Here is a 22,434-nt window from a genome sequence, read left to right as displayed (position 1 = left end):
CTTTATTAAATGTGAAGTAGCATACATTATGATGACCAATCTTTAAGTTAGTCATGCATATCCTTCCTATGTTAAAGTAAAAATAGACCACAAAGTTTGGGGGAGAAGGTTCATGATTGACAAACTGTGGTATTTGTCTCAAATAAAATTGTTTGACAAAGTCTCTCCGGAAGATATGGAAGAGATTAATAAAGGGACACACCATGCCAAAATACGAAAACATACGATTATTCAAACCCCTGATATGGTTCGGGAAGGGCTTTTTTTTGTAAAAGAAGGGGCTTTGCGTCTGTATATTGTCAATTCGGAAGGGAAACAGTTTACTGTCGGTATTTTAGGGAAAGGGAGTACGTTTGGTGAAATCGATTCTGTCTCTTTAGGGACCCATGGAGTGTATATTGAAACGATTGAAGACACTCTGCTTTGCTCCATAGGCAGTGAACAGTTTGAAAAATTCATATCCACCCGCCCCTATATTATGAAACGGATTATGAGGATTTTGAGCGATCAATTGAAAGAAAAAAACGACATGCTGGAGAAGATGGCTTTAGGTACGGTCAAAGAGAAGCTTCTCTTTCTTTTGCTGAATCTTTCCGAAGAATTTGGTGTGTTAGAAGATGGCTATCACCGAATTGATCTCCCTCTCACTCATCAGGAAATCGGCAACATGATAGGTGCCACTCGTGAATCAGTAACCTCAACGATCAATGAACTGGTTAAGGAAGATATTGTGCGAACAGGCCGCAAAATCATTTCTATTCATCGTGAACTGGCAAAAGGACAGCTTTTTGGCTAGAAACAAATTGCTTGATTTCAATTTAGAAAATCTTTGTTCATGCACTTTTGAAAGGGTAATTCATTATTTTTTATGGCCGGTCGATTCGCTTAAATTAATTTTTAAAAATTCTTAAAAAAATAGGTATTAATTTTGGAAAAAAGAAAGATAATTTTGTAATATCTTTTATGTAAACTATCTTACAGTCATGGCCGCTTTGATGGGGTAATCTGAAAATATTCAACAATAGACAGGTGGTTTTTACATGAAAATAACCCTGTATGTAAGCGACCATTGCGAGTCATGTGAACAGGTATTGCGTTTTTTCAAGGAAAAAGATTTAATTTATGAAGTGTTCAATGTTACTTTCGATCAGCGGAAGTTTGACCAAATGCTTGAGCGAGGGGGGATTGCTACACCTTTTATCGTGATGGGCAGCCAAACTTTTCATGTGTTTGACCGTGATAAAATTGAGGCTTTTTTGAACACGGTAAAAGCATAAATGAATCAAGGAGAGTGAAAGCCATGGCAATGAAACAACTTCAAACAATAGAAGATTTTCATCAATTTGTTCAACAACCGGGAAAACAGTTGCTTTTTAAGCACAGCACCACTTGTCCGATCAGTGCAAAAGCCTATGAGGAGTTTCAATCATTCCTGAAGGAAACGGACATTTCTGCTGCTGTAGTCCACGTAATTGAAGACCGCCCGGTTTCCAATAAAATTGCAGAGGAATTTGGAATTAAGCATGAATCTCCGCAAATTTTCCTTCTTGAAGATGGAAAAGTACGCTGGAATACTTCCCATTGGAAGATTACGAAGGAATCTATTAGTGAGGCGGTAAATCAATGAACAAACAAGTAATTGTCTATTCTGCACAGGGCTGCAATGAATGCAACATGGTCAAACAAATGCTCACTCAGGAAGGAATTCCATTTGAGGTTAGAGACGTGTTGGCCAACCCGGAATATCAAAAAGAAGTTGAAAAGTTTGGCTTTATGGGAATACCCGTAACTGTAGTTGCAGATCAAGCGGTAAAAGGCTTTAATCCTACTGAGCTGAAAAAGCTAATGGAAGCAGCGCGCAATTAGACTGATAGGCACCATCCGTGGACATTTGTCTTCTGATGGTGCCTGCCGCTTTTTTAAGCTCTTTGTTCAAATAGTTTGATGATCTCAATGATCACTTTTGTTGCTTTGATCATATTATCGACTGAAATATATTCATACTTGCCGTGATAGTTTTCTCCGCCTGTAAAAATATTCGGTGTCGGCAGTCCCATAAAAGATAGCTGCGAACCGTCTGTGCCGCCCCGAATTGGCTTAATGATTGGCTGAATACCCAAATTCTCCATTGCCTGATAAGCAATTTCGACAATTTCTTTTACCGGTTCAATTTTTTCTCTCATGTTGTAATATTGATCTTTCATTTCCAGGATGATGTTGTCTTTTCCGTATGTTTCTCTAAATTCATTTACAATCTTTTCGATCGTGGCTTTTCTTGCATTGAAGCTGTCCCTATCAAAATCCCTGATTATGTAGTGCAGTTTTGTTTGTTCCACGTCGCCATTGATAGAAATCAAATGATAGAACCCTTCATATCCTTCTGTATATTCAGGTGCCTCACTCGCCGGAAGCTTTCTGTGCAATTCCATGGCGATTTTAGCAGAGTTCACCATCTTCCCTTTGGCTGAACCAGGATGAATGTTTCTTCCTTTAATCGTAATTTTTGCAGCGGCAGCGTTGAAGCTCTCGTACTCTAGTTCTCCGAGCGGACCTCCGTCTACCGTATATGCAAACTTGGCGTTAAAAGCGGCCACATCAAATTTGTGAGGACCTCTGCCAATTTCTTCATCAGGCGTGAAAGCTACTCTTACTTTTCCGTGCTTAATTTCCGGATGGTTTATCAAATAAGCCATTGCTGTCATAATTTCAGCAATGCCGGCTTTGTTATCAGCGCCGAGAAGAGTCGTTCCGTCTGTTGTGATTAACGTGTGGCCCTTATATTGGAGAAGATTTGGGAAGTCTTTCGGAGACAGCACGATCTGTAATTCTTTATTTAATACAATATCGTTGCCATCATAGTCTTCTACAATTTGCGGTTTAACGCCCGCGCCGGTAAAATCGGTCGCTGTATCAACATGTGCCAAAAATCCGATTGTAGGCACTTGTTTTTCTGTATTGGAAGGGAGTGTTGCCATTACATATCCGTTTTCATCAATTGTCACTTCTTCCATCCCGATCGCTTTTAATTCTTCCACCAGCATGTTGGCAAGGGTCAGCTGTCCAGGCGTGGAAGGACATGTATTACTCTCATCATTGGACTGCGTGTCTACCTTCACATAAGTAGTAAACCTCTTAATGATTTCATCTTTCAATTTTCCTTCATCTCCCTTTGATTGTTATATTTTCATCTTACCAGACTCCTACTTTACTTATCAAAGCATGGGCAGCGTTTGGATATTCGCATATGCACGTAGAAAAGAGTATAGTAAAAGTAAACGATTTTATTGCGGTGGAGGATATTATGCAGCAGAGAACACAAATACCAACATATGAACGAATCGCGATCGATCTTGCAAATCGAATATACGATGGGAAATTTAAAGTCGGAGAAAAAATCCATGGGCGATCAACTTTAGCGAGCGAATATAATGTGTCTCCCGAAACGGTAAGGAGAGCCATTAAAATCTTAGAAGACGTAGGGATTGTTCAATCTGCCAAGGGAAGTGGAATTATCGTTTCATCCCGGGAAAATGCATTTAAATATATAAACAGGTTTTCAAGTTTGGAGACTATCAAGGATTTAGAAAAGCAAATGAAGTCGCTTTTTAGTAAGAGAGAGGAACTGGATCAACAGATTTTTGACACGGTGAATAAAATCATTGATTATTCAGGAAAGCTCCGTCATACAAATCCAATGGTGCCCATTGAGGTGGAGATCGTTCCGGGCTGCAGCCATATCGGAAAGACGATTTCGGAAGTGAAGTTTTGGCAAAATACCGGGGGAACCGTGGTTGGAATCAAGAGGAACGGAAAACTAATCATTTCTCCGGGACCTTACGCAAGCATACTCGAAGGAGATGTGCTTCTCATTATCGGTGACGAAAAAACATATGACCGGGTCATGCATTTTTTGGGAGAATAAGAAAAGCGGGTTAAACCAGCTTTTTTCGAAGATACAACAGGGCGTTTAATGCGTTTTGAGCATAAAATCGTATCTAAATTAGCCAAACGATTCTAGAGTTTTTCGGGTTATGAGCCGTCATTTCGATATATGAGTCTTCATTCAGATATATGAGCCGTCGTTCTGAAATATGAGCCCTTATGCCGATATATGAGCCGTCATTCTGAAAAATGAGCCCTTATCCAAATTTATGAGCCTTCATTTCAAAATATGAGCCATCGATCACATTTATGAGCCTTCACTCCATATAGTAACAAAAAAGGACCGGGACTGAGCCCGGTTTTAATGCTAAAAACGATCCTATTAATCAATCAAACCTTCTTCTTTTAAAAATTCTTTTGCTACCTTCTCCGGAGATTCTCTCAGACTGTCAACTTTGTAGTTTAGCTTTCTCATTTTCTCATCGGTAAGCTTGCCTGCTAAGGTATTGATGGCGCTTTTCAGCTCCGGATATTCTTTTAACGTATCCTCTCTAATAATGGGTACAGCATAATACGGAGGAAAGAAGTTTTTATCATCTTTTAACACCTTTAACTGGAATGCTTCCAGCAAGCCGTCGGTCGAAAAGGCATCGATGACATCACTTTCTTGATTTTTCAATGCCGTGTATCTCAAGCCGCCGTCAACAGCTTTCACATCTTTAAAGTTCATATGATAGGTTTTGGAAAGCCCGATTAAACCATCACTTCTATTAGGAAATTCGACTGTCGGACCAAGTATTAACTGGTCGCTTACCTTGGCCAAGTCGGAAAACGTCTCCAGTCCGAACTTTTCGGCCGTATCCTGCTTTACCGCCAAAGTATACGTATTATTGAACCCGAGAGGCTCTAATAGCTCAACCCCATACTTTTCATGAAATTTCTTTTTCACGACATGATAGACCTCATCAGGATTGTTCATTGCCGATTCTTTTAAAATATTCACTAAACCGGTGCCTGTATATTCGACATATAGATCAATATCGCCGCTATTGAGGGCATTGAAGGCGACCTGTGTTCCGCCGAGATTCAGTTGTCTTTCTACTTGAATATCAGTTTTGTCTTCAATTATATCTGCTAACATGTTCCCTAGTATCAATTGTTCACTGAAATTTTTTGAACCAATCACAATTTTATCTTTTGAATTTACGTTCGAATAGACCGTGATGATTCCTGCTGCAAAAAGTAAGATCACCAACGAAGGAATTGCGATTCTTTTCAATGGACTGGTGGATACTTTTGTTCCGGATTGTGAAGGACGCTGTTTATTTGTATACGAAAGTTTGGATTCCAGCTTGCCGACAACATAGTCGATGAGAAGGGCGAGAATACAAGCCGGAATGGCGCCGGCTAGAATCATGTAATTATCGACTGTTTGAACACCCGAAAATACGAGATAGCCGAGTCCACCGGCACCAACGAATGCTGCGATTGTCATTAATCCGACAGCTGTTACAGCCGAAATTCTGATTCCTGCCATAATCATCGGGAAGGCTAAAGGCAGCTGCACTTTTCTCATCGTTTGGCTCTTGGTTAATCCGATTCCTTTTGCAGCTTCAAGGATGTCTGAGTCTATATTTGTTAATCCTGTATACGTATTCTTCACAATTGGAAGCAGGGAATAAAGGACGACCATCACGATGGCAGGGGCGCTTCCGATTCCGATGAAAGGAATTAAGAAACCGAGCAGGGCCAAGCTCGGTACTGCTTGAATAACATTGGCTGCCCCGATAATAGGTTTTGCAAGCTTTTGTTCTTTCGAAATCATGATGCCGAGAGGAATTCCGATGATGATGGCGATTAAGACAGAAATCACACTTAAATAAATATGCTGGCCAAGTAAACTTAAGATTTGATCATATTTCGTCATTATAAAATTCCATAATCCGCCCATTAAAAGGTCACCTCCAAATCAATCAGCTGACTGCTTAATGCTGACAGGATGGAGCTTCTTGTAATGAGTCCGGTTAAATGTCCCGTACTGTTCACAACAGGGACATAGCCAATTTTATGCTCATTCATCGTCTTCAAAACAGATATTAAATTAGCATCTTCTGATACAGCCAGGACATTTTTCTCCATTACATCTTCTATCAAAGAATTTCTGTTCAATAGCTGAATCGCTTTTAACGTCACTAATCCTAAAAGGGTATTGTGCCTGTCTGTAACCATTAAGCTGTCCACTTTATTTTCTTTCATAATTTCGATCGCTTGAATCACATTTCGCTTAGGAGAAATTTTCACAGGATTAAAAATCATAATATCCTCTGCTTTTAATAATTCCGGGTTGTTCCAAACTCTTCTCTTGCCAATAAAACTTTCTACAAACTCAGAAGCTGGATTTTTTAATATGTTCTCCGGTGTGTCATATTGGAGAATATTCCCGTCTTTTAATAGACAAATTTTATCTGCTATTTTTATCGCTTCATCCATATCGTGTGTAACAAAAATAATCGTCTTATTTAATTCCTTTTGCATTTGGAATAGTTCTTCTTGAAGGGAGCTTCTTGTGACGGGATCTAAAGCACTGAAGGGTTCATCCATTAAAATAATATCGGAGTTTGTAGAGAAGGCTCTTGCTACCCCAATCCTTTGCTGCTGTCCACCGCTTAATTCCTTAGGAAACCGATGCAAATATTCCTTCGGGTCCAAACCGACTAATTCAAGCAATTCTTCCGTTTTCTTTTCGATTGCAGCCGGATCTTCTCCCTTGAGCTTCGGAATCAATTCTAAATTTTCTTTTATGGACATATGGGGAAACAGCCCGGTATTTTGAATGACATAACCGATGTTTCTTCTCAGTTCAATCGGATCTGCTCTCGAGATATCCGTACCGTTTACATAAATCTTCCCTGATGTCGGTTGAATCAGTTTATTAATCATTTTAAGCAAGGTCGTTTTTCCACAGCCGCTCGGTCCGATAAATACAACAAGCTGTCCTGCTTCAACATCCAAATTGAAATTGTTGATAATTGTTTTGTTGCCATACTTCTTAACGATGTTTTGAAACTGTATCATATTATTCCCCCTAACAAAGTAACAACTTTATTGTAGCAATAAAGTTGTTTGTTGTCGACTCGATTGAACTAGGGAAGAAGTCAGTTAAGGTTTTTATTGTTCAGAATATGCTTCAGCTGATTTTATGCAAATATAAATGAAAAAATTTTTCTAAACGAAAGTAAAAAGACCGGTCTGCAGTTTCGCTCAGAACTGCAATACCGGCCTATTCATAGAACATACATAAAGACGCTCAAAAAATGGGAGACGCTTCCGAGCAGAATGAAGATGTGAAAAATCTCATGAAAGCCCATGTATTTTGATTGTAAAAATTTCGGCTTTGTTGCGTAAATAATGCCGCCGACCGTATAGAAAATCCCTCCGAGCACTAAAAGGAACACGCCATTACGATCTAATGTTTCGGCAAGGGGCGAAAAAGCAAAAATAATAATCCATCCCATCAGAATGTAAAGCAAAGTTGACAGCCATCTCGGACATTTAAACCAGATCATTTTGAATAGCACGCCGCAAACAGCTATTGATGTGACAATGGCAAAAATCGTCCAGCCTGTTGTCCCGTTTAAGGTAATGAGGCAAAAAGGCGTATACGATCCTGCAATCATAACAAAGATCATCGAATGGTCGAGCCGTCTAAGGAAGGCAATAACCTTATCTTTCGCAATGACCATGTGATACGTCGCAGAAGCAGAATATAAAAGGATCATGCTGATGCCAAAAATGATCACAGATGTAATGGCAAGTGCCGATGATGTTGCCATCGAAGCTTTGATGACCATCGCAAGCAGTCCGGCAAATGATAAAATTGCACCGGCTAAATGTGTCAGTCCGTTAATTGGTTCGCGTATATAATTGTTCACTGAATCGTCCTCCTATGGCAATATGTAGTTTTCAATACTATATATAATAATATAATCATAATGATAAGTAGTCAATAATTTACTTTAAAAATTTATTAGGATAAAATGAAAGAAAAAACAGAGGTTGGAACAATGGAGAATGTAAATGAAATCATTGCAGATCTTGGGTTAGAAAATATCATTACATTGGAGGACCTTCCGAAAATTGACTTGTACATGGATCAAGTAATTCAATTATTTGAACAAAAATATGGTGCATCCAAACGTACGGAAGATGAAAAAGTTTTAACGAAAACGATGATCAATAACTATGCCAAAGGAAAACTGTTTTTTCCTATTAAGAATAAAAAATATTCAAAAGAACATTTACTTTTAATCAGCCTGATCTATCAGTTAAAAGGGGCGCTGTCGCTCAATGATATTAAAACGACTCTTGATGGTTTGAATGAAAAGATCATAGCAGGGGATTTCAATTTAGAGGCTTTTTACGAAAGCTATCTCTATCTTTTTAAGAAAAATGTCGAATCCTTTAAAGAAGATATTGAAGAAAAGGCGAAAGAAGTAAACGAAGAAATCAAAAAGCTGGAAGAACAAGATTCACAGTATTTGGAGAAGGTGTTATTAATCGCTGCATTTGTTGGCATTAGCAACTTATATAGAAGGGTAGCGGAAAAGCTAGTTGATGAATTAAAAGATGGTAAAAAAAGCTAATATTTACGGAAGCTGAAGCAGAAGTCTATCGTGGGCATAAAGACCACTGAAGACTTCTGCTTTTTTCTGTAAGTGACTTTATAGAACAGAACCATACGATCATTCCTTGTAAACAAAAATGTTTGCGTGTTTATGTTTTGTTTTCGTTTGTAAACAAATATGTTTACGTGTTTGCAAAAGTGTTTGCGATTGTAAACAAGTTTGTTTGCATGTTTACAAAACCGTTTACTTCCTTATAATTCGACATGTTTGCAGTTTTGTTTTTAAGTTTACATTTTCGTGTACATGTTTACGTTTTCATTAATATTTTCCAATATGATTGAATCGTCGGCCGCAGTCATTTACGCTTACTATAAGCTGACGAAAGAAAGGAAGGATTTTTTATGAGCAATAGCAGAATTGCTGCGGTAGACGTTGGAAATGATTCGTTAAAAGCAATTTTTGGAAAATTAGAATATGAATTAAATATTCCGAACGTGATTGCCAGAGACATCGAGGACAGACCTGTTATCGGTATAGAAGAATTAGATAATCAAGATCCTTTGGACGGTATACATATAAAAGTACACTCCCCTGCTCTAAAAGAAAATAACGTGATTTACCGCGTCGGCCATTTAGCGACGAAAAGCGACAATGCTTCTGAATTAGACCCCGGCAGCAGCAAGTCGGCAGAGGATCAAACATTGATCTTGCTGTTTGCTTCCCTTGCTTTAGATGCAGCGAGGCCGGAAAATGCCAAAGTGTTTCCAAAGTCGAAAAATGTCATCGATGCGAATTATACTTTGGGCACGGGCTTGCCTCTTCGCGAAGTAAAAGAAGGAAGAGATACCGGTTACCGCTCGAAATTATTAGGTTCCGTTCACCAAGTTGAATTTTTGATTACCCCTAAATATCAAGGATTGAAAGTAAATATCAAATTTGATGAAGTGAAGGTGTATCCTGAAGGGTTTGCTGCTTTTATAAACCTTGTCATGGATAATGAGTTGAACATTATTAATAAAGATTTAATTAATAAAAGAATCCTTATCCAAGATATTGGCGGGTTATCGACGGATATCGCCGTCATTAAAGACCGAAAAGTGGATGATGATAAAGCGCAAGGATTTAATCTTGGCGTTTCTGAGGCTTTAGAGGCGATCAGGGAAGAGATTCGCTCCCGGCACGGAGTGGAATTGGACAGTCGCCGCGATGTTGTGGAGATTATTACAAAGAAGAACGATCGGAATCATATTATGGTAAGGGGCAGCCGTACAAGTGTCCATGATATCACCGACCGGATCCTCCTTGATTTGGCGAAGAAGCAGTATCGCCTTTTACGAAATATGTGGCTAAAGAATTCCCAAACAGAGATTTGTTACTTTGTAGGTGGAGGTTCCATTATTTTAAAAGATTATATAAAAACGCTAAATAATAATTTAGACGGCTATAATATTGATTTTTTTGAAGATGAAAAAGAAAGCATCTGGATGATGGCGAATGCTTATTATAAATTAATTTCTGACTATGTTCGCAGAACGGCTAAAGAGAAAAAGGGAGAGGAACAAAAACCTGTGAAGGCTTAAATAAGGTGATATTATGAGCAAATCATCATCAAACGGGATTAAAAGAGGCCAAACCATTGCCTTTCGTATACCTTCGGATACTCCCGACCACATAGTCAAACAGCTCCAGAAACTGAAAGAAACAGAGAAGAGGAATTTTTCGAGTAAAATTGCTGAATTCGTAATTCAAGGTGTCAGCCAGTCACTTTCGAAAGAACGGGAAATGATTAGCATTCCTCTTCCGCAGAAGCTGAGCAAAGTTCAGCGGGACTGGCTTAAACATGAGCATTCAGAGGCTCTGTTAGGGAGTATTCTTTATCACCTGATAAATGATCCGGTTCGTTCCACATCTCTTCTTGCAGCGTTAAACAGCAAAGCGACTGATATTGATCAAGCCCTGTATTTGCAGGAAGAAGAACCAATAGTTGATTTTGAACTTGACGAACGTTCGGATGAACCTGTGAATCAATCACTTGATGAATCGAATGAAAATTTCAATGAAATGGAAGATGACCTAGCTAACTTTAGTTGGGACAGTGCAAAACAACAGTCGAGTTTTGAGGATGAAAAAGAAGAAGAGGAAGACGACCTAGATACCCTGCTTGGAGGATTTCTTGAACAGATGAATAAGTGAAAGTACATCTTTAAGCCAAAGATCCAACAATGGTCTTTGGTTTTTTTATTTTTTAAGGAACCATTATAAATTTGAATTGAATTTTTTCTTAATCAGGCTTCAAATGGAATGCTTCGAGCCGGAGGCCCGGGAGAAATAGGTGTTTTTTTTGATGTGTTGCAGGCCGGAAAAGAGGACACGATAGTAAGGAGAATCATTTCATGATAGGAGAGGAAAGGTACATATGATTTACGATTGTTTAATCATCGGCGGGGGAATTGCCGGTCTGCAAAGCTCTATCCAGCTTGGAAGATATGATCACAATGTGCTTGTCATTGACTCCGGCGACGGCCGCTCCAACTTATGCAAGGGCTATAACAATATATTAGGTTGGCCGGACCGTATTAGCGGCCCGAAGCTAAGGGAGATTGGCAAAAAACAGGCCGAAAACTTTGGAGTGCATTTTGCTGATGATAAAATTGAAAAAGCTGAATTAATTGAAGGGAATTTTGTTTTGACCGGCAAGGATGGAAGAAAATACACCGGAAAAAGGCTTTTGATTACAACAGGAGTGAAAGACCGAATTCCAAACTTCCCTCCGCTTTTCCCATGTCTTGGGGTAAGTGTGTTTGTTTGTCCGGACTGTGATGGCTATGAGGTCAAAAATAGACGAACAATTGTATTGGGTTCGGGAAATACGGGCGCTAATATGGCAATGACGCTTAAGTATTGGACAAAGGAAATTATTTATATTAATCATGAACAAGCCGAAGTGGATGAAGAGATTTTAGAAAAGCTAAAAGCAAAAAATATTGAGTATATGAGTGTTCCTATTAAAGAAGTGATGGCAGATGGGGAGAATTTTCTGGGAGTCGTGCTTGCAGACGGGAATAATGTCATGAGCAGCCGAGCTTTTCTCGCTTTTGGAGGCAATGAGGTCCGCTCCGATCTTGCAAGACAACTTGGGGTGGAAGTCCTCGAAAACAACCATATACTTGTCAATCCAAGAACGAAAATGACGAATATCCAAAATGTTTGGGCGGCTGGAGATGTTGTTGCTCATTCAGAGCTTGTCACCCTTGCCATGGGAGAAGGTTCTCAGGCAGCCATATGGATCCATAAAAGTTTATTAAAAACAACACACTAACACTTTAAAACGTTAATGGAGTGCGGGCCAGGCCCGCGCTGCTTTAAAGCGTTAATGTATTGAGGGCCAGACCCGCGCTGCTTTAAAGTGTAAAAGTGCAGAGGGGTCGATCTCTGCACTTTTTTAATCTACTACGCGTGTCATTATCAATGCTATTGATTTTCGATTTGTTTTAAAGGAACTTCCGCAGGGCCTTCGACTATTTCTCCTTTATAAGTAAAACGCGAGCCGTGGCACGGGCAGTCCCATGTTCGTTCCCCATTATTCCATTCTAATTCGCAGCCCATGTGCGTACATGTTGTATCTACAACATACAGCTTGCCGTCTTCGTCTTTGTAAGCTCCGGCTCTTTTGCCATTGACAGTCACAGCCGCTCCCTCGTCAGCACCTAAATCATCGGGGTGTTTTGCAGGGAGTTCAAGCTTTCCTTCAATGAGATCTTTTGCAACCTGTACATTTTGCGATATAAGTTTCTTTAAGCTTGGATCAGCATTAAATCTGGAAGGTGTAAACAATTCTTCATAACGGTTTTCTTTTTTCAAAATGAGATCTGTAATCAACATGGCAGCTGCCGTTCCGTTTGTCATTCCCCATTTCCGGTAACCGGTTGCGACATAAATATTTGGATTGTTTGATGTAATCGGTCCGATATATGGAACTTTGTCCAATGTAGTTAGATCCTGTGCAGACCATCTGTACGCGATTTCCTTTATGCCGAATGTTTCTTCGGCAAATGCTTCAAGAGCTTCATAATGTTTAATGGTATTAATGGCATGTCCGGTTTTATGGCCTTCGCCGCCGAATAAGATGAGTTTTTCCCCGTCTAAATCTGCATAACGGATAGAGCGGGTCGGCTGTTCAGCATTAATATACATTCCGCCTGGATATGCTTTCTCTGTTTTTACCCCGAGAACATACGAGCGTTCTGCATACATCCTCGCAAAATATCCGCCGGTTTTTTCAAAGAATGGGAAATGGGAAGCGATGATGACATTCCGGCAAGTGATCTTATGGCCATCTCTTGTTATGACAACGGGCTGTTCGCCTTTCTCGATATTAACGGCTGTTGTATTTTCGTATATGCTGCAGTTGTTTTGAGATAGATATTCGACAAATCTCGATAAATATTTTAAAGGATGGAATTGTGCTTGTTTTTTCATGACAATTGCAGCCTTCATTTTTACCGGAATGGGAATTTCAGATAGGAATTCGCCGTCAATCCCCAATTTTTCATAAGCTTTGAATTCATTGATGATTTTTTGCGTGTAGTTACTCGAGTTTGTATAAATATAGGCATCCTCTTCGTTTAAATCACAATCAATTTGCTGATCTTTTACTGTATTCTTTATAAATGTCAGTGCATCCATGCTTGCTTGATAGTAAAGCTTCGCTTTCTCTTCCCCGAAGTGGCTGATCAATTCACCATAAATCAAGCCGTGCTGGGCAGTAATTTTAGCAGTTGTATGGCCGGTCGTTCCGTTTAAAATATTCCCGGCTTCTATAAGGGCAACTTGAAGCCCCTCTTTTACAAGCAAATAAGCGGCAGTGATCCCGGTAATTCCGCCTCCGACAATGACCACATCTGCTTCTCTGTCACTGTTCAGTTTTTCAAATGACGGAAAATTGGCAGATTTCCTCCAATACGGTTCGGGAAACTGAGGCATTCTTTTGCTAACATCATAGTTTTCAGCCATTCTTCTACCTCCTCAAAAATCAGCATTCCTGTATCTTCCTCCTCGCAATAAGGCCAAAATGCACAAATTCCCCACTCTATTACCATTATTTCCCTTACCTAAGAAAGTTATTCATTCAACATCGTGCTTTATTGCTTTAAAGCATAGCGGGCCAGACCCTCACCACATTAACGCTTTAAAGTATTGTAGGGGCTAGACCCTTCTTTTTGAAATCGTTCATTCAAGTGCTAAAATAAATAAAAGATAACAAGCAAGGGAGCAACGAAAGAATGGCACAGACAAAAACGAACGCGATGCGAATTCTTGACGCTAAGAAAATCGATTACCAAACTACTGCATACGACAATAAGGATGGAAAAATTGACGGGGTTTCCGTCGCGGAAAAAATTAATAAAGACCCGCGGCAAGTTTTTAAAACGCTGGTAGCGCAAGGAACAAGCAAGGAAGTATATGTATTCATTATCCCTGTAGCCGAAGAACTGGATTTGAAAAAAGCAGCTAAAGCCGCCGGGGAAAAGAAAGTGGACCTTGTTCCTGTAAAAGATATTCAAAAATTAACAGGTTATATCAGAGGCGGCTGTTCACCTATCGGCATGAAGAAGCAGTACAAAACATTCCTTGAAATATCAGCCTCTGAATGGGAAACCATTGTTGTCAGCGCCGGGAAAATCGGTGTGCAAATGGAACTAGCTGTTGAAGATCTTTTATCAGTGACTGAAGGGACATTGGCTAATTTAAAAAAATAAATTTAGCTCATACCTGTAAAAGGTGTTGGCTTTTTCTACTATAATCTATATATCAGAACAAATTGAGTGCTGTTAATACAAAAAACGAAAACAAATGTCAATTTCTGAAATATATTGCGATAAATGATATAATAAAAGTTACAATATACGACTGACTTCTTTTTATTGACTTGCAATAATTAATGGGAGTGTTTTTTATGTCATTATATGGACAAGGAATAAAATTTGCTAAATCGTCTGTTCCATCTAGGGTAAAAAAAGGCAAATTTAAAAATAGAACGTTCTCTCGTGCATTTAGAAAAGAAATAGAATTACAAGTCATTTTATGAGGGGAGGTTTAACTCCTTTGTCAGAAAGTCCTGTTTTTGATATGAATGAAGGAATGAAACAGGTAAAAGCAACATTGGCAATTGAAGGATTTTATTTACGAGATAAAGAAGAGGAGATAATAAAATCAAAAACATTGGGTTTGATTTCTGAAGAGGAATTTCTAAGAAAGGTTCTAGAACTATCGTATGAGTGATCCATATGTATATCCTGGAACCAATGTTTTAAGCTCTATTAAAGCTCTCTAAAAGATTTAAATCTTGAGAATCTTGAGAAATTAATTTTCAAATGTATTCAAAATGAAACACCTGATGTTTACTTAAATTAAGACATATAATGCTTTAAAAGAAAAAGACTGATATTACAGGGTTAAAACCCAATATCAGTCTTTTTCATTTTTGTAAAACGAATGATCGCATAGGCATTCACCTAATTGTAAACCTATGCATATTTTAATGGATGAAAGTTAAGTCCAGGAAACGAAAAGAGGGAGTGTTGATAGTGGCGGGGAAAGTCTTGAATTACTATGCCGGCGGAAATACAGCCCGTGGTTTTCACAGCTTATTCGAATCAAATCTGCAAAATTTAAATCGTTTGTTTATTTTAAAAGGCGGACCGGGAACCGGTAAATCGACGCTAATGAAAAAAGTGGGCGAAGAATGGCTTCAAAAAGGATTTACAATTGAATACATTCATTGTTCTTCTGATAATGATTCCATTGATGGTGTGATCATTCCGGCGTTAAAAGCAGGGATCGTTGACGGAACGGCTCCACATGTGATTGAGCCGAAAGTGCCGGGAGCGATCGAGAATTATATTAATTTAGGGGAAGCATGGGATGCAGATGTTCTTTCCGGCCAAAAAGAGGAAATCAAGAAACTTACAAATGACATCAGCAAGGCGTTTAAATCAGCATATGCCGTATTTAAAGAGGCATTAAAAATTCACGATGAATGGGAAAAAATTTATATCGAGAATATGGATTTTGAAAAAGCAAACAAACTGACCAGTACCCTTCTAGAAGATTTCTTTGGAAACATTATTCTTAATAAGAAATCAATCGTAAAGCATCGTTTCCTCGGGGCCGCGACGCCGAAAGGAGCGGTTAATTTTGTTCAAAATTTAACCGAAGATGTTCCGAAAAGGTATTTTATTAAAGGCCGGCCCGGCTCAGGGAAATCAACACTTTTGAAAAAAATAGCTGCGAAAGCAGAAGAAACCGGTTTTGATGCGGAAGTGTATCATTGTGGATTTGATCCGAACAGTCTTGATATGGTCATTATCCGGGAGCTTGGCATTTGCATTTTTGACAGCACTGCTCCACATGAATACTTCCCAAGCAGGGAAGGTGACGAGATTATCGATATGTATAAAAGCATTATTGAACCAAATACCGATGAAATATTTGCCGACAAAATTGAAATGCTGTCAAAGCAGTACAGGTTCAAAATGAAAGAGGCCACTTCGTATTTAAAATTGGCAAAGTCTTTACATGATGAGCTTGAGAAAATATATGTTCAAGCTATGAATTTTTCGGTTGTTGACCGGCTCACGGACAACATCACAAATGAGTTTAAGAGACTGGCAGAAATTACGGTTTAATTCTTTTTTCACCATAATAGGCGTTTTGCATACATTACAAAGTAAGACATTTGAAAGGGGATTAAAAATTGAATTTTTATCCGTATTTCCCGACAGTTTTCCCAAATTTCTCACCTCAAGACGGGTTTCGCCAATTTAATATTCTGCCAGTGTCCGGCGGTCATCAAGGGTATTCATCAGTCCCTCCTTTCGGTAGTGCCGTATATCCTTCCGGTGATTTCAGAAGTTATCCGTACCCCGGAGGCCAGCAAGGATATCCGACATCCCCGCCGTTTGGCACTCCCGGATCTCCTTCCGGCGATATCGGAAGTTATCCGTACCCCGGAGGCCAGCAAGGATATCCGACATCCCCGCCGTTTGGCACTCCCGGATCTCCTTCCGGCGATATCGGAAGTTATCCGTACCCCGGGGGCCAGCAAGGATATCCGACGTTCCCGCCGTTCGGTACTCCCGGATCTCCTTCCGGCGATATCGGAAGTTCACCGTACCAGGGAAGTCAGCAGGGATATCCGACATCCCCGCCGTTCGGCGCCCCCGGAAATCCTTCCGATGAATTTGGAGGATCTCCATCCCCGGGCGGCCAGCAAACAGGAGGATCTCCATTCCCAGGAGGCCAGCAAACAGGAGGAGCGCCGACATCGCCTCCGCCTTCGTTTACACCACAGCAGACTGTTTCCCTTCAGGCGGTCGACCCAGGAGCGATAAGGGGCTGTTTATACCGATATACTTATATTTGGTTAGAAAACGGCCGCAGCTTCTGGTTTTATCCAACCTATGTCGGCAGAACATCTGTATCAGGTTTTCGCTGGAGAGGAAACAGATGGGAATACTACGGAACAGACTTGCAAAGAATCCGTTCGTTCCAATGTTTTTAGAAGAGAAAAGAAGAAAAGTACCTGTCAAAGGGCCAGACCACTTATAGGGGTCTGGCCCTCATCAAATTAAAGCATTAACGCATTAATTCGGTGCAGGACTGATCCTCAATAGTTTAACGCATTAACGTGATGAATCGACATCCCCCGAAGTTTGCAGCTGTTGTTCGGCAAGTTCTCGATAGAGCGGGTGGTTTTCGAGCAGTTGATGGTGGGGTCCGACTCCGGTGATGGTTCCGTTCTCTAACACGGCAATTTGGTCCGCATCGACAACGGTCGAAAGTCTGTGTGCGATGACAAGCGTGGTCCTTCCCTCCATAAGCCGTTGCAGCGCCTTTTGGACAAGAACTTCTGATGAGCTGTCGAGGTTTGAGGTTGCTTCATCAAGAAGGAGAATTTTCGGGTTGCGTATAAGAGCACGGGCAATTGCAATCCTTTGCCGCTGCCCTCCGGATAATTTAATGCCCCGTTCTCCAACTTGAGTCGAATACCCCTCCGGAAGCCTGTTAATAAACTCTGCCGCATTTGCGAGTTCTGCGACCCGTTCAATTTCCTCGTCTGAAACGTCTCGGTCCAGTCCGTAACAAATATTATCCCGAATGGACCCTGACATAATCGGACTTTCTTGGGAAACGTATCCAATCTGACTGCGCCACGAATGTAGGTGAAAATTTTCAATATTCGTTTCTCCGAGCAATATATCTCCTTCCTCAGGGGTGTAAAAACGCTCCAGCAACGCAAACAAAGTCGTTTTGCCGCTCCCGCTCGGACCGACAAAAGCAGTTGTCTTGCCCGAAGGAATTGTAAGCGTCACATTTTTTAAAACAGGCTCACCCTCTTTATAGGAAAAAGAAACATTTCGAAAACATAAGTCTTGCGCAGGGTTATCAACCGGCAGCAAGCTTTCGACAGGTTCCTTCTCTAAAGATAAAATGCTTTGAATTCGCTCCGTTGCACCCATTGCTTTCTGAAATGAGGTGAAAAATACAGCCATCTGGCTAAAAGGAACAACAATTTGAAACATATAGATAATAATCGCGACAAGAGAACCTGCTGAAAGAGTGCCTGAAGCGACACGGACCCCGCCGTAGCCGATTAAGATGACTAAAACGAGCATCATCACAAATGTCATAAATGGGGAGATGATTGCCTGAATCCGCGCTTCTTTTAGACCAAATTGAAATAAATGGCGAATCCCCTTCTCACCGTTTTCCTGTTCCGCTTTCTCAGCATGGTATGCTTTCACAAGCCTGATATCCGAAAGCACTCTTCCAAGATTCGCTGAAAAATTGGCCATTTCATCCTGGGTAGCTTTCGAAATTTTGTACATCTTTTGGCCAAGAGGCCAGAGAAGCAAGATCGAAACCGGAACAGCGGTGATCATGATAAGAGTCATTTTCCAGTCGATAATGAGCAGGATGGAAATCGCTCCAATGATCGAAATCAACCCGGTCAGAAAAGATATTAAATGCTGGGTGATCAGCATTTTTACTGTGTTCGTATCTTGAGTGATTCTGCTCATTGTCTCGCCGGATTGATGCTGGTCAAAAAATGGAATCGGCAATAATAAAATGTGATTCCAGAGCATTTTCCGGATTGACGCAACAACAGACTCACCGATATAGGTCATGAAATAGTAGGAAAAACCGGAGGATATAGTCTGTACAATGAATGATACAGCAAGCAGAATAATAACAGACATTTCAAGTGCAGACCGGGAAATCTGGTCGACAAGCGACTTAGTAAACCAGGGAACGACAAGCCCGGCGCCAGTCTCTATTAAACTAAGAATGATTGCAGCTGCAAAAATCCATTTTGGCGGTCTGGCGCTATTGATCAGCCCCCAGAAAGCTTTCCAATTTTCTTTACCAGGCATTTCACGATTCTTTTCCATTCAGCACAATCCCTTCTTTCGCTATGAAAATGTCAAAAGCTTATGCAGCCTATTATTCTTCCTCTTTGGAAAAAGGGAAAAGTATAGAAATCTTTTCTTTCTCTATCATAAACCCTAACGCAACTTGAAAATCAATAAAACAAAAAAAACGAGCACAAGTTTAATCTCCCAACCTAACATGGAAATAGGTTTCATTCTAAGAGATAACCAATATAATAAGGCGGTGTGAGCGAAGCAAAGCTCTAAATATTTACAAAGCTAAACAAGTATTTTGCTAAAGATAAGTTGGTATTTCTATTTTTGTTAGCGTAGCTTCGCCCCTTTTCCACAAAAAAGGGATGTAAACACACCCCCAATTTCTATAAAACGGCATTTTTAAATCGAATGAATAAAATCCATATAGAAAATAAATGGGCACATAAAGAAACCCCTATAAATATCAACCACTTATCCACTTCTGAATGCAGTGCAGAAAAGAAAGCAGCAACAAGCCAAAATGGCGGTAACATCCCTGCGATATACTTCCACGGTCCTTCGATAAAATCGAACATAAGCGGCACAAGCAGCAAAATGCTTGCTACTTTGGCGACTGCAAGGCCTTCAACTTTATTTTTTGCTGTTCCGGCCACGAACAAAGCAACGAGCGGTGCCTCGAGAGATAGCAGCAATATAACCGGGATCGTCCGCCATGAAATAATATCCGCGTATCCTGCTATAAAGAGAGCCGCAAAAGATAGCAGCGTGCTGATGAAAACAGGAGTCCCTAACCGATATGCCAAATACTCTTTTTTCGAAAGAGGGGTAACGGCTAAAAAAGTTAGTACGTTTTCATCCCGTTCATCTAAAATGATGAACGCTGCAAACATCCCAAGTAAGACTGGCACTGTGATCATAAGGATGATGGCTTGTAATTCGGAATAGTCTTTTAATGTAATCGAAAACCGGCCCTCTAAATAAGAAAAGATGAACGGGATTCCGAAACGGAATATGAGAGCAAGCAACAGAGGGGCTAGAATCGAAACCATGAGCATAAAATCCCGATATGCGTATTTCAGATCAAAAAGAGAGAGAGCCAATATTTTTTTCATGGCTGGTCAGCCTCCGATATTCAAAATTATATGTTGATAGAAAGCTCTGTAGGCAAGCCGGTATGCCAGATAAATATAGACACAAAACATACATAGCGCATAGAGCCAATCCGCAGAAGATAACGGATGAAAGGCCCCTTCCATCAATAAAAGCCCTGCCTTTCCCGGAATAAGTAAAAACAAAGGAGATTCATAGAAATGCATCACTTCCAAAACGGGAAGGAAGAAGACTGTTGCGAATAAAGGGGAAATCATTAAATACTGATTGATCGATTTGACTCTGACAGCAAAAATCAATCCTAATAAACTTGCAAATACGGAATTAAGGGCTATTCCAATTGCCAGAGAAAATATTTGCAAGGAAAACCCGAAAGAAAGCAAAAAGATAAACAAACCTGACACAACCGATAAAATACCAAGAGAAATAACTTTCGACCATATAACTTCGGAAATTTTCAATGGTGTGACAAAAAGGTGGTCGTAGATCCCTTGTTCTTTTTCTAAAAGGACAATTCCTCCGATAAAGAAAGATCCAAGGAAGGAACAGTCTGTAAACAACAGAAACATGGCTGTTTGCTCTTTCCAGTGAAAAGGAATCCAGTATAAAAGCGCCACATAAAGCATGCAGACAATAAAGTATGCATAGTAAAGATAGTTCCGGAATTGAAACTTAATATCAGTATGAATGGCTGCCAATAGTCTCATAACAGGCTCCTTCCAGTAGCCTCGATAAAAATATCTTCAAGTGAGGCTTCCTGTGTATGAATCGTTAAAATCTGACCGGACTGGATTAACGATAGAAATTCGCTGTTGTCCTTTAATGTTGATAACGGAAAATCTTTTTCTTTCGTTTCGTTTCCTTCCATATACTCAATTCTTACTGTCTTTTTTCCTTTTTGGAGTTTTAAATTTTTAGGGGAATCAATCAAATGGATCTCGCCGTCTACGATAAAGGCAACCCGGTCGCACAATTCTTCCGCTAAACGCATGTTATGGGTCGTAATCACAATGGTTTTTCCGGCTGCTTTTAATTCTAAAATTTTGTTGCGCATCATCTTTGCGTTTACCGGGTCCAATCCGGAAGTTGGTTCATCCAGAAAGATGATTTCAGGATTGTTTAATAATGCACGGCAAAAATTCAGCCGCATTTTCATCCCTTTTGAAAAGGCTGATACTTTTGTATCCTTGTCTTTCCACAGACCCATCATTGAAAGGAGCTCATCCGGATCAGCAGTTTCAACAGAATACAGCCTGCTGAAATGGCGCAAGTTTTCAATGGCGCTGAATTTACTGTAAAAGTTAGGAAATTCAAAAGCAACGCCGATTTTTTCATAATAATCGGATTGAAGGTCGCGGACTTCTTTTCCAAAAACACGGACGGAACCGCTGTAGCCTTTCAGAAGTCCGATTAATATTTTTTGCGTCGTGCTTTTTCCCGCACCCGATGGGCCGAGAAGACCGAATATTTCTCCTTTATGAATCGACATATGAATTCCTTTTACGGAAGGGCTATTTTTCCCGGGATATGTATAAGTTAAGTTTTTTACTTCAATCATGTGAATTCACGCCTTTAAAAATCTGATTTGAAATGGCCTCGGCAAGGAAACGTATTGTTTTTTCGTAATGGTCTTTACCAATTTCTTTCCGGTGCAGCGTCATTAAAAAGAATGCACGAACCGCCCCGCTTATTGTCTGTTCATCAAATCCGGAAAAACCCCATGAATATAAAAGCGGCATTAACAAGTTATCGTCTTTTTGAATATGGGAAGCGACCGTTTCAACGGGAAGTTTCCTGACGAGCAGCTCCATGTCCCCTTCAAAATATAAACGCCGTATAAAAGAGTTGCCTTGAATCAGATCCATTCCTTTCAGAAGGAAGGAAGCGAAATCTTCTGGAGTTTTCGGCTTGCTAAGATGATGCAACAGGCTTTCTTTAATTTGTTCTTCTTCTTTTTCAAGAATCCGAAAATATAATTCTTCCTTTGATTGAAAAAATAAATAAAAGGATCCCTGGGCAATTCCGACTGATTCAGTTAGATCTTTAATGCTTGTTTTTCTTAATCCGTGAACAGAGAAAAGCTCTTTCCCTTTTTCAAGCAATTGTTGGCGAATATAATCGCGTTCCTGTTCTGTAAAACCTCGCATCGGTCTCCCACCTTATGAATATATGAATAATTTATTTTTCTATTCATATAAAGAATACCAAAAACCATAAAATAGTAAAATTAAATTTTTCGACAAATTATTCCTAAAATCATAAATCCTCTTCCATTGGAAATGTCAGGTGAAACATCTTAAAATGGAAATATATAGCGGAGGGGGGGCAATCCCTCTTTGGTTTAACGCGTTAACGTAGCGCGGGCCAGACCCTCATCGCTTTAACGC

General features: G+C 40.0%; 23 protein-coding genes. 13 read left to right on the top strand and 10 right to left on the bottom strand.

Annotated features, from left to right (window positions below; genetic code table 11):
* The first annotated feature begins 112 nt into the window (after nucleotides 1-112).
* The 4 genes from C0966_RS13835 (at nucleotide 113) to C0966_RS13820 (ending at nucleotide 1,866) form a co-directional block, all read left to right on the top strand.
* The gene (locus C0966_RS13835; protein WP_274856330.1) at nucleotides 113-796 is read left to right on the top strand and encodes a Crp/Fnr family transcriptional regulator; all 684 of its coding nucleotides are present in this window, start codon (nucleotides 113-115) and stop codon (nucleotides 794-796) included.
* Nucleotides 797-1,040: 244 nt separating this feature from the next.
* Nucleotides 1,041-1,277: a glutaredoxin family protein gene (locus tag C0966_RS13830; protein ID WP_274856329.1), complete on the top strand. Its 237-nt coding sequence runs from the start codon at nucleotides 1,041-1,043 to the stop codon at nucleotides 1,275-1,277.
* Nucleotides 1,278-1,300: 23 nt separating this feature from the next.
* Nucleotides 1,301-1,627 carry a bacillithiol system redox-active protein YtxJ gene (gene ytxJ / locus C0966_RS13825; RefSeq protein WP_274856328.1) on the top strand — a complete coding sequence of 109 codons (327 nt, stop codon included), beginning with the start codon at nucleotides 1,301-1,303 and terminating at the stop codon, nucleotides 1,625-1,627.
* Nucleotides 1,624-1,866, top strand: coding sequence for a glutaredoxin family protein (locus C0966_RS13820; protein WP_274856327.1), 243 nt, complete (start codon nucleotides 1,624-1,626; stop codon nucleotides 1,864-1,866). Before ytxJ ends, C0966_RS13820 begins: the two co-directional genes overlap by 4 nt.
* Nucleotides 1,867-1,919: 53 nt before the next feature.
* Here C0966_RS13820 and pepT read toward each other — a convergent pair whose 3' ends face one another.
* Nucleotides 1,920-3,152 (bottom strand): peptidase T, encoded by a 1,233-nt coding sequence (pepT, locus tag C0966_RS13815; RefSeq protein ID WP_274856326.1) that lies wholly within the window; start codon nucleotides 3,150-3,152, stop codon nucleotides 1,920-1,922.
* Nucleotides 3,153-3,244: 92 nt separating this feature from the next.
* On the opposite strand from pepT, the gene C0966_RS13810 reads away from it, so the two are divergent.
* On the top strand, nucleotides 3,245-3,922 hold the full coding sequence (locus tag C0966_RS13810) for a TrkA C-terminal domain-containing protein (protein WP_274856325.1): 678 nt from the start codon (nucleotides 3,245-3,247) through the stop codon (nucleotides 3,920-3,922).
* Between the two features lie 342 nt (nucleotides 3,923-4,264).
* On the opposite strand, the gene C0966_RS13805 is transcribed toward C0966_RS13810, so the two are convergent.
* From C0966_RS13805 to trhA, 3 genes are all read right to left on the bottom strand, one after another.
* Entirely contained in the window at nucleotides 4,265-5,833 is a 1,569-nt protein-coding gene (locus C0966_RS13805) for a glycine betaine ABC transporter substrate-binding protein (RefSeq protein WP_274856324.1), read from the bottom strand.
* Nucleotides 5,833-6,957 (bottom strand): betaine/proline/choline family ABC transporter ATP-binding protein, encoded by a 1,125-nt coding sequence (locus C0966_RS13800; RefSeq protein WP_274856323.1) that lies wholly within the window; start codon nucleotides 6,955-6,957, stop codon nucleotides 5,833-5,835. The genes C0966_RS13805 and C0966_RS13800 overlap by 1 nt, the downstream gene beginning before the upstream one ends.
* A 209-nt stretch (nucleotides 6,958-7,166) precedes the next feature.
* The gene (gene trhA, locus C0966_RS13795) at nucleotides 7,167-7,814 is read right to left on the bottom strand and encodes a PAQR family membrane homeostasis protein TrhA (protein ID WP_274856322.1); all 648 of its coding nucleotides are present in this window, start codon (nucleotides 7,812-7,814) and stop codon (nucleotides 7,167-7,169) included.
* Nucleotides 7,815-7,946: 132 nt separating this feature from the next.
* On the opposite strand from trhA, the gene C0966_RS13790 reads away from it, so the two are divergent.
* The 4 genes from C0966_RS13790 (at nucleotide 7,947) to C0966_RS13775 (ending at nucleotide 11,826) form a co-directional block, all read left to right on the top strand.
* Complete coding sequence (locus tag C0966_RS13790) at nucleotides 7,947-8,525, top strand: DUF1836 domain-containing protein (RefSeq protein ID WP_274856841.1); 579 nt, start codon at nucleotides 7,947-7,949, stop codon at nucleotides 8,523-8,525.
* A 383-nt stretch (nucleotides 8,526-8,908) separates the two neighbouring features.
* The gene (locus tag C0966_RS13785) at nucleotides 8,909-10,087 is read left to right on the top strand and encodes a ParM/StbA family protein (RefSeq protein ID WP_274856321.1); all 1,179 of its coding nucleotides are present in this window, start codon (nucleotides 8,909-8,911) and stop codon (nucleotides 10,085-10,087) included.
* A gap of 13 nt (nucleotides 10,088-10,100) precedes the next feature.
* Nucleotides 10,101-10,700 carry a hypothetical protein gene (locus C0966_RS13780; RefSeq protein WP_274856320.1) on the top strand — a complete coding sequence of 200 codons (600 nt, stop codon included), beginning with the start codon at nucleotides 10,101-10,103 and terminating at the stop codon, nucleotides 10,698-10,700.
* Between the two features lie 223 nt (nucleotides 10,701-10,923).
* On the top strand, nucleotides 10,924-11,826 hold the full coding sequence (locus C0966_RS13775) for an NAD(P)/FAD-dependent oxidoreductase (RefSeq protein WP_274856319.1): 903 nt from the start codon (nucleotides 10,924-10,926) through the stop codon (nucleotides 11,824-11,826).
* A 152-nt stretch (nucleotides 11,827-11,978) separates the two neighbouring features.
* Here the strand turns inward: C0966_RS13775 and C0966_RS13770 are convergent, their stop codons facing one another.
* On the bottom strand, nucleotides 11,979-13,520 hold the full coding sequence (locus tag C0966_RS13770; RefSeq protein ID WP_274856318.1) for an FAD-dependent oxidoreductase: 1,542 nt from the start codon (nucleotides 13,518-13,520) through the stop codon (nucleotides 11,979-11,981).
* Between the two features lie 269 nt (nucleotides 13,521-13,789).
* On the opposite strand from C0966_RS13770, the gene ybaK reads away from it, so the two are divergent.
* The 4 genes from ybaK to C0966_RS18695 all read left to right on the top strand — a co-directional run bounded on the left by ybaK (nucleotide 13,790) and on the right by C0966_RS18695 (nucleotide 17,070).
* Nucleotides 13,790-14,266, top strand: a complete 477-nt coding sequence (gene ybaK, locus C0966_RS13765) for a Cys-tRNA(Pro) deacylase (protein ID WP_274856317.1) — start codon at nucleotides 13,790-13,792, stop codon at nucleotides 14,264-14,266.
* Between the two features lie 346 nt (nucleotides 14,267-14,612).
* Nucleotides 14,613-14,789, top strand: coding sequence for a hypothetical protein (locus C0966_RS13760; protein WP_274856316.1), 177 nt, complete (start codon nucleotides 14,613-14,615; stop codon nucleotides 14,787-14,789).
* Nucleotides 14,790-15,094: 305 nt separating this feature from the next.
* Nucleotides 15,095-16,195, top strand: coding sequence for a PRK06851 family protein (locus C0966_RS13755; protein WP_274856315.1), 1,101 nt, complete (start codon nucleotides 15,095-15,097; stop codon nucleotides 16,193-16,195).
* Between the two features lie 386 nt (nucleotides 16,196-16,581).
* Nucleotides 16,582-17,070 carry a hypothetical protein gene (locus C0966_RS18695; protein WP_274856840.1) on the top strand — a complete coding sequence of 163 codons (489 nt, stop codon included), beginning with the start codon at nucleotides 16,582-16,584 and terminating at the stop codon, nucleotides 17,068-17,070.
* A gap of 121 nt (nucleotides 17,071-17,191) precedes the next feature.
* On the opposite strand, the gene C0966_RS13745 is transcribed toward C0966_RS18695, so the two are convergent.
* From C0966_RS13745 to C0966_RS13725, 5 genes are all read right to left on the bottom strand, one after another.
* A complete protein-coding gene (locus C0966_RS13745) occupies nucleotides 17,192-18,961 on the bottom strand; it encodes an ABC transporter ATP-binding protein (RefSeq protein ID WP_274856314.1) in 1,770 nt (589 codons plus the stop codon).
* Between the two features lie 359 nt (nucleotides 18,962-19,320).
* Complete coding sequence (locus C0966_RS13740; protein ID WP_274856313.1) at nucleotides 19,321-20,049, bottom strand: hypothetical protein; 729 nt, start codon at nucleotides 20,047-20,049, stop codon at nucleotides 19,321-19,323.
* A gap of 6 nt (nucleotides 20,050-20,055) precedes the next feature.
* Nucleotides 20,056-20,754, bottom strand: coding sequence for an ABC transporter permease (locus tag C0966_RS13735; protein WP_274856312.1), 699 nt, complete (start codon nucleotides 20,752-20,754; stop codon nucleotides 20,056-20,058).
* The gene (locus C0966_RS13730; RefSeq protein ID WP_274856311.1) at nucleotides 20,751-21,605 is read right to left on the bottom strand and encodes an ABC transporter ATP-binding protein; all 855 of its coding nucleotides are present in this window, start codon (nucleotides 21,603-21,605) and stop codon (nucleotides 20,751-20,753) included. Before C0966_RS13730 ends, C0966_RS13735 begins: the two co-directional genes overlap by 4 nt.
* Nucleotides 21,598-22,194: a TetR/AcrR family transcriptional regulator gene (locus C0966_RS13725; protein WP_274856310.1), complete on the bottom strand. Its 597-nt coding sequence runs from the start codon at nucleotides 22,192-22,194 to the stop codon at nucleotides 21,598-21,600. Before C0966_RS13725 ends, C0966_RS13730 begins: the two co-directional genes overlap by 8 nt.
* Nucleotides 22,195-22,434: the final 240 nt, after the last annotated feature.

It is taken from the genome of Bacillus methanolicus (assembly GCF_028888695.1).
In the GTDB taxonomy this organism is placed as follows: Bacteria; Bacillota; Bacilli; order Bacillales; family Cytobacillaceae; genus Bacillus_Z; species Bacillus_Z methanolicus_B.
This window is presented reverse-complemented; position numbering and strand designations above follow the sequence as displayed.